The sequence below is a fragment of the Synechococcus sp. MU1655 genome (assembly GCF_023630655.1).
Lineage (GTDB): Bacteria > Cyanobacteriota > Cyanobacteriia > PCC-6307 > Cyanobiaceae > Synechococcus_C.
Map to the genome: position 1 here is coordinate 1 of NZ_JAKUHK010000064.1, position 8210 is coordinate 8210.

At 51.1% G+C, this 8210-nt stretch carries 9 protein-coding genes and 1 pseudogene; 2 read left to right on the top strand and 8 right to left on the bottom strand.

Annotated elements, in window-relative coordinates:
• Nucleotides 1-1036 (bottom strand): phosphoribosylformylglycinamidine cyclo-ligase (gene purM, locus NCN04_RS04690; protein WP_250395325.1); only part of this gene is annotated, 1036 nt, incomplete at its 3' end.
• A 333-nt stretch (nucleotides 1037-1369) separates the two neighbouring features.
• Here purM and NCN04_RS04695 point away from each other — a divergent pair.
• A complete protein-coding gene (locus NCN04_RS04695; protein ID WP_250395326.1) occupies nucleotides 1370-1879 on the top strand; it encodes a septal ring lytic transglycosylase RlpA family protein in 510 nt (169 codons plus the stop codon).
• Nucleotides 1880-1941: 62 nt separating this feature from the next.
• A complete protein-coding gene (locus NCN04_RS04700; protein WP_250395327.1) occupies nucleotides 1942-3432 on the top strand; it encodes a bifunctional pantoate--beta-alanine ligase/(d)CMP kinase in 1491 nt (496 codons plus the stop codon).
• Here the strand turns inward: NCN04_RS04700 and NCN04_RS04705 are convergent.
• From NCN04_RS04705 to NCN04_RS04735, 7 genes and pseudogenes are all read right to left on the bottom strand, one after another.
• Nucleotides 3429-3911, bottom strand: coding sequence for a low molecular weight protein-tyrosine-phosphatase (locus NCN04_RS04705; RefSeq protein WP_250395328.1), 483 nt, complete (start codon nucleotides 3909-3911; stop codon nucleotides 3429-3431). The genes NCN04_RS04700 and NCN04_RS04705 overlap by 4 nt on opposite strands.
• 45 nt (nucleotides 3912-3956) lie before the next feature.
• The gene (locus NCN04_RS04710) at nucleotides 3957-5327 is read right to left on the bottom strand and encodes a HEAT repeat domain-containing protein (RefSeq protein ID WP_250395329.1); all 1371 of its coding nucleotides are present in this window, start codon (nucleotides 5325-5327) and stop codon (nucleotides 3957-3959) included.
• Nucleotides 5328-5418: 91 nt separating this feature from the next.
• Nucleotides 5419-6021 (bottom strand): chromophore lyase CpcT/CpeT, encoded by a 603-nt coding sequence (locus tag NCN04_RS04715; RefSeq protein ID WP_250395330.1) that lies wholly within the window; start codon nucleotides 6019-6021, stop codon nucleotides 5419-5421.
• 68 nt (nucleotides 6022-6089) lie between these two features.
• Nucleotides 6090-6578: a C-phycocyanin subunit alpha gene (gene cpcA, locus NCN04_RS04720; RefSeq protein WP_250395331.1), complete on the bottom strand. Its 489-nt coding sequence runs from the start codon at nucleotides 6576-6578 to the stop codon at nucleotides 6090-6092.
• 44 nt (nucleotides 6579-6622) lie between these two features.
• Nucleotides 6623-7141 (bottom strand): C-phycocyanin subunit beta, encoded by a 519-nt coding sequence (cpcB, locus tag NCN04_RS04725; RefSeq protein ID WP_250395332.1) that lies wholly within the window; start codon nucleotides 7139-7141, stop codon nucleotides 6623-6625.
• 187 nt (nucleotides 7142-7328) lie between these two features.
• Nucleotides 7329-8102, bottom strand: coding sequence for a phycoerythrobilin:ferredoxin oxidoreductase (locus tag NCN04_RS04730; RefSeq protein ID WP_250395333.1), 774 nt, complete (start codon nucleotides 8100-8102; stop codon nucleotides 7329-7331).
• A pseudogene (locus NCN04_RS04735) lies at nucleotides 8099-8210 on the bottom strand (15,16-dihydrobiliverdin:ferredoxin oxidoreductase); the annotation flags it as partial. The gene NCN04_RS04730 and the pseudogene NCN04_RS04735, both read right to left, overlap by 4 nt.

Below are 8210 nucleotides of genomic sequence, written 5' to 3' on the forward strand. Positions count from 1 at the left end.
CTGGGAGTCCTAAGACAGACCCTTTCCCATCGTCGCCTGATGACTCTTCGATGCGTCCGATAGTCCAGGCCTGAATTCCCTCCGATTCACATGCTTTCTCAGCGATTGATACCCCGTCTTCAGGGACGATCAGGCAGTAGCCAATCCCGAGATTAAACGTATGCCAGAGGTCCCGTTCTGGGATGTCGCCGTGGGACTGAAGCCAGTCATAGACAGCCGGGCGTGTCCAGCTGCCGGGGTCCACGATTGCTTGTAGGCCCTCTGGAAGGCAGCGAGGCAGGTTTTCAGGTAGCCCTCCTCCGGTGATGTGAGCCATTCCATGGATGGGTGTACCTGCATCGAGCACGGCTTTCACAAGGCGCCCATAGAGATGTGTGGGGGTGAGCAAGGACTCGATCAAAGGTTGATTGTCGGGGCCGAAGGTGGTTTCAGCATTGGCTCCAGCTTCTGTGAGCACCCTGCGCACCAGGCTGAAGCCATTGCTGTGAATGCCGCTGCTGGCAATGCCCAGAATGCGATCGTTCGCGCGGATTTGTCGACCGTCGATGAGTTGCTCCTCCTCGACAACGGCCACGCAGAAGCCGGCTAAGTCGTAACGCCCTGGTGGATAGAACCCGGGCATTTCAGCGGTTTCGCCACCCAAAAGGGCGCATCCACTCATGCAACAGCCCTCGGCAATGCCCTCCACCACGGTGGCCATGGCCTCAGGGCTCAAGGCCCCCGTGGCCATGTAGTCGAGGAAAAAGAGGGGTTCAGCGCCACTGGTGATCACATCGTTGACACACATGGCCACGAGGTCGATCCCCACGTTGTGATGACCGCCATGGTCTTGAGCGAGTTCAAGCTTGGTGCCAACGCCATCGGTCCCTGATACCAATAGAGGTTTGTTCAGGCCTGCCGGAAGGCGCATCAGGCCGCCAAAACCACCGAGTCCGCCCACGACCTCTGGTCGGTGTGTTGCTTCTACGCTCTTGCGGATTCTGTTGACGAAGGCGCGCCCCGCCTCCACATCGACCCCAGCGGTTTTGTAGTCCATTCAAGAATGCTTCATTTCACTAATCCTCCTCTTTCGCGGCACGTGGTGTGCCTGGCATGGGACCGTCCAATGCTGTGATGAGTTTGGCTTGTTGGTGGGATCAGGTTTCCTAATGCGCTGTCCCTTCGATGGCCTCGCTTAGCCCTGTGCGGGTGTGACATCTCAGGGTTGGGTCGTTGATCTCGGCCAAAGGAGTTGTCCAAAAGTGCCTCAGCAAGATTGAAAAAGGTTTTTAGCTTGATGAAACCTTGAAATGAGAGATCATTCGGAAGAGACAATCAAGTCCGCTTTTCGGACGTTGCTGGCTGTCTCGAGGCTGAACGATCGATTCGTATGCACCGATCTTTCCCTTTTGCGACTTGTGCCACCGGGCTTTTTGCTACGGGTTTTGCATTGTTTCCAGTTTTGGCACGTGACGTAGCCACCACTGAGTTCTACGACCCTTTTGAGCCTTTAGCGCTCAAGACTGAACAGGCGGCTGCGCCAAAAGCTCCTGTGGTTGTTCCGCCCCCTGTCGTGGCTGAGCCAAAACCTGCAAAGACGTTGGTTGTTTCCACCTCAACGGGAGAAGCAAGTTGGTACGGACCTGGTTTTTTTGGCAATCGCACGGCCAATGGAGAGGTGTTTAGGCCTGGAACCATGACGGCAGCGCACCGAACGTTGCCCTTCGGAACCAAGGTGAAAGTGACGAATCTCAGAAACGGTAAGGAAACGATTGTTCGTATCAACGACAGAGGACCATTTAGTGGCCATCGAGTGATTGATATTGCGCACGGTGCAGCTCATCACCTTGGATTGGTGTCAAGTGGAATTGCACAAGTTCGCCTCGAGGTGCTGCGCTGAGCATTCAGGTTCTTCGTTCTCTGCACGACCTTCAACGCTGGCGACACTCATCTGATGCCAGTGTGCATTTTGTTCCAACGATGGGTGGCCTCCATCACGGCCACGCAAGTTTGATCTCAGCCGCCTCCTGCCCTCAGTCAGGTGAGGCTGAGACGTTGGTCAGCGTGTTCGTTAATCCGCTGCAGTTTGGTCCGGATGAGGATTTTGCTCGCTATCCGCGCACCTTTGACGATGACTGTGAATTAGCAGAGTTGTCTGGAGCCTCTGCGATCTGGTGTCCGGACGAGCCGCAGATTTACCCCGGTGGCTTGGTTGAATCTTGGCGGATCCAGGCGCCGAAATCGTTGCAGTCGAGATTGTGCGGATCCATGAGGCCGGGGCACTTTGATGGTGTGGTCACGGTGGTCTGCCGTCTTTTGGCGCTAGCCAAACCGCATCAATTGTTTCTGGGTGAAAAGGATTGGCAGCAACTCACCATTCTTCGCCGAATGGTGTTGGACCTTGGCTTGGCCGTCCGGGTACGCAGTGTTCCCACCGTGAGGGATGGTGATGGGCTGGCCAGCAGTTCACGAAACCGCTACCTCAATGTTCAGGAGCGGCAACAAGGGGTTCTGTTTGCCCAGGTTTTAAGCGATGCGAGCTCTGCTTGCTTGCATGGCGGTACAGCCTTGAATCCTGTTGAGGTGCGGCGTCGGCTGGAAGAGGTTGGCCTCAGTGTGGAGTACGTCGACGTTGTTGATCCCTGGTTGCTGCAGCCTTCCAAGTCCAATCAGTCATCACTTACCTTGCTCGCAGCTGCTGTTCGCTGTGGCAGCACCCGCCTGATTGACCATGCTTTTTTAATGACGCGTTCTCCCCTTGTTGCGATCGACGGTCCCGCTGGTGCTGGCAAAAGCACGGTGACCAGAGCCTTTGCTGAGCGGCTCGGGCTTGTGTATCTCGATACGGGAGCGATGTATCGGGCCGTGACGTGGTTGGTTCTGGAACAGGGGTTTGATCCTGCTGATTCTGAGGCTGTGGAAGGTGTGTTGAGCGATCTTGAGGTGCAGCTTGAGCCCTTGCAGCAAGGTGTCCAAGCGGTGCGTGTGAATGGCCACGAGGTCACCGACGCGATTCGTGATCCGCGGGTGACGGCATCCGTATCTGCGGTCGCGGCCCATGGTTGCGTCCGTGCTGCCATGACGGCCCAGCAGCAGCGAATGGGCGAGGCGGGCGGTCTCGTCGCTGAGGGCCGTGATATTGGAACCGCTGTGTTCCCGGATGCAGAGCTCAAAGTGTTCCTGACTGCGACTCCGAAAGAGAGAGCCCGACGCCGTGCTCTCGATTTAGAAGCAAGAGGACACGAAGTGCCAGCTCTCCCCGAGCTGGAAGCACAGATTGTGGAACGCGATCGGCTTGATAGCACCCGTGAGGTTGCGCCTCTTCTTCAGGCGGATGATGCAATTGAGCTGATCAGTGATGGGATGAGCATCGACCAGGTGATTGATGCGCTTGAGGATCTGTTTCGGCGTCGCGTCGGCGAAGAGGTTTGGCCAACACCCTCTTCCCGCTAGCGCTTAGTACCTGAAGCCAAGAGGTCCTCAATCAGTCCTTCACAGGCATCTTCGAGAAGATCGAGTACATGCTCGAAGCCCTGATCCCCTCCGTAGTAGGGATCTGGAACTTCAAGAGTGTCTGAGCGACGCGCATGGCTGAGCATCAGGCGAATCTTTGCCGTACTACGGGGGCCCAATTCGTTGGCCATGCTGCTCACGTTGTGCAGGTTGTCCTGATCCATGGCGAGGATGTGATCAAAACTCTTTAAATCGCCGAGTTCGAGTTGGCGGGCTCGACTGGGTAGATGAATTCCGCGCCGTCTGGCGGCTGCTTGCATGCGCCGATCGGCTGGATTGCCCACGTGCCAGCCCCCTGTACCCGCGGAATCAACGAGGAACTGGTCCGTGAGTTGTCGTTGCTCGATGAGGTGAAGAAACACACCTTCTGCGGCGGGTGACCGGCAGATGTTGCCGAGACAGACGAATAAAACCTTCAAAGTTCAATACTGGAGGGAAAATTGTTTAACATGTCGTGTTGATTATCATAAGCAAGCCACCTTAGACATCGCTAGGTTGATGCGCATTAAAACAACAATATCTAACTCTGAACCATTGGCTCCCGTCAACAACTCTTTTGATTGATTGTTGCTGATCTCTTCAAGTGCTAGGCACGCGCTATAGCGCAATCCCCAATCCTCGGGCTTAGTGATTGCCCAGGCTAGTTTGTCTGTGATGCTTTGGATAGCATCTTCCTCGATATGCTTTTGGGATCCCATTTTTCCTAGAGCGCAGGTGGCAATGCGACGGATATTCCCCTGACAATGATTGCCGATTTCGACACCGACTGCATCAAGCAATGCTGAAAGGAATCTAGGGTCTTCTTTGCCCGTAATTGCTTTAATGAGTCCAACTTTGATATCCTGATCAGATTCTGAAAAGTAAAGGCTTGAAAGGTCTGTGTGAATGAATTGGCTGCTATTTGTAAGGAGATATATTCCTACCTCTCGATCTTCTAGGGAAGGGCTTTTTAGGAGATCAAGAGCATAGGAAAGGTTAATGTTTGTATTTTCAGGTCTAGTTTCTTTGCTTGTTCCGCCTGGCAGGTAGGAGTTGTCAATCACGATGTTTCCGGCAAAGTTTTCACGTACTAAATTGTCTAACTTTTTTATGATTTCTTGCTGTTTGCCGTTGAGGTTGATAGAGGACGAAGGTAGGTGTTTGCTTTGGTGCAGTATCGACTTCTCAAGAATTGACTTGAGTGAGTGCATTTTAATGTTGTTAGGTATCCTGGCATTCAGTATTGATTCTGTGCTGGTAATCGAAGCAATCCTGGCGAGGTCGAATGCCGCGGACTGTCTTATGAAGCGATTGCTATGATTTAAATAAGAGTGTATTTTGTTTAAGTATCTGATTTCTCCAGAGTAGGTATAGAAGTAAGAGGCTGCTGCGCTAGCAATGCGTTCCGAGTCAGAATGTAGATAGGGTTCTACCTTTTCCTTGGTATCCCACATTTCGTATGTGGTGAGAGTTTCTATTAAAGCCTCTATAGGCTTGCCTTCAATGTTTTGCTCAACGTATTTATTTAGTTCGTCTTTGCAGTCGGCTGTCTTGAGTTCGATTAGTGCTCTTAAGGTTGCCTCGTGGAGGTGGATGTCCTTGCTGTGTAATGTTTCTAATAAATATGGCGTGCATCTTGAATCATTGATTAGCCCTAATGACCGTGCAGCTTGTCTTCTCAAGGGGTATCCACCTGTTGATGTTTGATCGCCTTCGTCTTGAAGACATTGAATCAAAACGTTTACAGAAGATTCGACCCTGTTCTTCCCTAGCCACCATGCAGCGTGGTATCTCACTCCGGCGTCATCGCTCGCTAGGGCCTTGATTGCAGATTCGGCAGAGTTGATAGAAGTCAAGTTCTAGTTTGCCTGGTTTGGCGATTATTGATGGAAGTTGTAGAAGGCCTCATCAGTATATTGATGTTTGATAAGGGTTGATTTATTGTTTCTACTCTCCAATGCTAGTGTCACTTTGATTCCATTTGGCTTCCCAGGAATTTGTTCGGATAAACTGAAACTTGCCTGCGATTGATCCCCAAAGCCGTTCATGCGTTTCAGGATCGTACCCTCTGTCCAATGTACTCAATCTATCCCCTTGCAGATGGAAAGAGCTGACTAGATAGGTGTTCTTCCCATCACGCCGAACCATGCAACAACTGCCTGGCTCAATATCGCCATGATAACCATCCGTTTTTTCCACTAACTGGTAATGGCAATCTTCTAAAGGGATGAGATCATTCTGATTTATTTTTTGTCTTTGCGATAAGTTAGTTGTTGCTGTCGTAAATTTTTCTGGGTGTTTAAATTTGTGATTCCAGAGCTTGATTATGCCTGTGGAGGTCTCTTCCGCTCTGAGCATTCGTAGGCGGTAGGGCTTTGTCGGATTAACTGCGTAGCTCTGCTCTAATAAAATTGATCCTGGCTTAAGGTGTTCGATTGCTTTATATCGCAAAAAGATGTGAGCAAAGAATGGTGGGTTGTCTATTGCCTGTTGTTGATTGCTGTACTCGCCACAAAGAAGATTGAGGAATTTTTGAGTAGAATATTCCATTCAAGTTAAAGTGTTGAATAAAAAAGCCCCCTGTATTGGGGGCCCTTGAATTTCAAAGAACTCTTGCCTTAGATGAGGGCGTTAATAGCGTAATCGATATAGCTATTGGCCTCTGTGGCAGCATCTCCACTGAGGCCGTGGTTATTCTTGATATGTCTTAGAGCTTCAACGTACCAAGTGGGTGAAAGCTCAAATGTACGATTAATTTCAGCTAAACCTGCAATCAGGTAATCATCCATTGGGCCGGTACCACCAGCTACAAGGCAATAAGTGATCATTCGCAAGTAGTAGCCGATATCACGTGAACACTTCGCTTTGCCGTCAGCTGTGGAAGCGTAATTCGGGCCTTCCATCTGTGTGGTGAAAGGAAACTTTGTGTATACCGCCTGAGCTGCGCCATTGACAAGGCTATCAGCTTTGCTAGTCAAGCCTTTTGCTGCTTCAAGACTAGCTTTGGCACGATTGAAACGTCCAGAAGCTGCTTGAACTTCTGTGTTGCTCAGGAAACGACCTTGTGAGTCGGCTGCAGCAACCGCTTCGGTGAGAGGGGTTTTCATTGGGAGAGGGAGAGATTAATGGACGTTGAATTGAATGCGCCTGATCAGGCAACGGATGCAGCAGCACGATCAAAATAAGTACCGAGCTCACTACTCAGGGAAGCGCAATCTCCATTGGTAATCCCATTACTATCATTAACGATAGAAAGGGCGGCATCCTTCATCAGGCCCACGCCTGCTGCTACGGATGCTCCGGGGGTCCCTAGTGCAAGGTAAGTCTCGCGAAGACCATTCAAGCAACGATCTTCAAGGACAGATGCGTCACCAGTGAATGCTGCATAGGTGACATAACGGAGGATGATTTCCATGTCACGCAGGCAAGCTGCCATGCGACGGGAGGTATAAGCGTTTCCTCCGGGAGAGATCAGAGCAGGTTGTTGGGCGAAAAGCTCGCGAGCCGCAGTTGCAACGATCGTGGAGGCATTGCTGGAAATGCGGTTCACAGCGTCCAATCGCTTGTTGCTGCCGGAAACCATGGCAGCCAGAGCATCAATTTCACTGGTACTGATGAACTGTCCCCTGGCGTCAGCCTGGGCGACAACCTTGGTGAAGGCGTCGAACATTTTTTACTCCTGCTTGCAATGTCTGGTGAGGTGTCTAAGCACCTGAAAGCTCATCCTAGGGAAGACCTTTCGGGTTCCCGACAATTCTCGCCAAAGGTTGAGGGCTCCCCTGAAAGCGGTTCATAATGTGTAACCCCTGATCGGTTTTGGCGATTATTCAGGCTGGCAATCGACAAAAAATGGTTGCTTATAGATCAAAAAGCACAGTGTGGATGTATGCCTCGGTCCATTCGCTGCCATGAAAGCGAGTCAACATTCCGCGCGCAGGGTCTTTTTCAGCTCGATAATCTGTGTATTTTCTTTGCCCTTGTAGAAGGACCTCGCTGCGCTCATCGGTCACGCGCTCGGCTGAGGCGGCTAGTTCGAGATAGAGGTCTAAATAATCATTGAACGCAGGTCGTACGATGGATTGAATTAACTCGTCGCCCTCCTCTCCAAGGGGCAGTCGAGTCCACAGGAATCCAGGGGAGAAAAAGGGCTGCGCCTCCTCTGGAATTGGCCCTCCATAAGGTAGTTGATCTCGCCAACGCTCAAAAATGGGAATGAGTCGATCCCAAACATGAGTGGTGTGGACCTCGTCTGTTTTGATGGCGGGTTGAAGGTCTAGCGCAAGCAAATGTCCTGCGGGGAGCGTTACCAAATCACCGCCAAAAAAAGGTAAGTCATAGGTGGACTTTGGATTGATCACAAAATTTAAAACAGATGCTGCTGATCCAGCACTTACGCAGGCAGCTCTGACTTGTCTGAATTTCTCTGTTTTGCAAGCCCAGGTCGCTGTCGTGACAGGAATTGATTTTGATTTTGATCCAGTTTGATCTTCGCGTTGTAAAAAACGATCGGGGACTGGGTATGATTCAACATTTAAGCCTTCTAGGCGCTTGATGGCATCTTCAAGAAAGGGTTGCCATGACCATCCTTCGATGTTGACAGGGTCTGTGCTTTTGAATCTTTGATTTGTCATTTGTGAGAGGAGGCGGCGGGGAATAAAAACTCATGGAGGAACCGATTTGACCAGTCTTTCCCGAAATGGCTTGTAAAGAGTCCGTGTGCTGGATCCCGTTCGGCGCTG